Origin of the sequence: Fructilactobacillus florum DSM 22689 = JCM 16035 (genome assembly GCF_001436645.1) — a bacterium.
In the GTDB taxonomy this organism is placed as follows: Bacteria; Bacillota; Bacilli; order Lactobacillales; family Lactobacillaceae; genus Fructilactobacillus; species Fructilactobacillus florum.
This window is the reverse complement of sequence record NZ_AYZI01000046.1, coordinates 1-275: the sequence shown is the minus strand read 5'-3', so window position 1 is coordinate 275 and position 275 is coordinate 1. Positions and strand designations below refer to the sequence as shown.

Here is a 275-nt window from a genome sequence, read left to right as displayed (position 1 = left end):
TGGAATAATTATTGCTTATGGTAGTTATCGGATTTATATGATAAAAATCGTTATGGATAACTCAACTGAGGTAAAAAAATTTGTTTATGATGCTGATAAATATCATCGAGTAAAAAGTGTCACAATTAATTATTTTAGTGTGCAACATAATCCCATGGGTGGCATTAACATGAGTGGATACGTCAATGAAGATAAAAAAATGGATTTTGATACCGTGCTCGATAAAGATCTCGAGACCGGAAAAATTTATTATGGTGGTGGATTCATGTCAACGA

The 275-nt window shown here is 32.0% G+C and carries 1 protein-coding gene; it reads left to right on the top strand.

The window, feature by feature from the left end; genetic code table 11:
• Positions 1-52: 52 nt before the first annotated feature.
• Positions 53-275, top strand: a 223-nt coding sequence (locus FC87_RS06730) for a DUF1310 family protein (RefSeq protein WP_162257643.1), incomplete at its 3' end; no start/stop codon positions are given.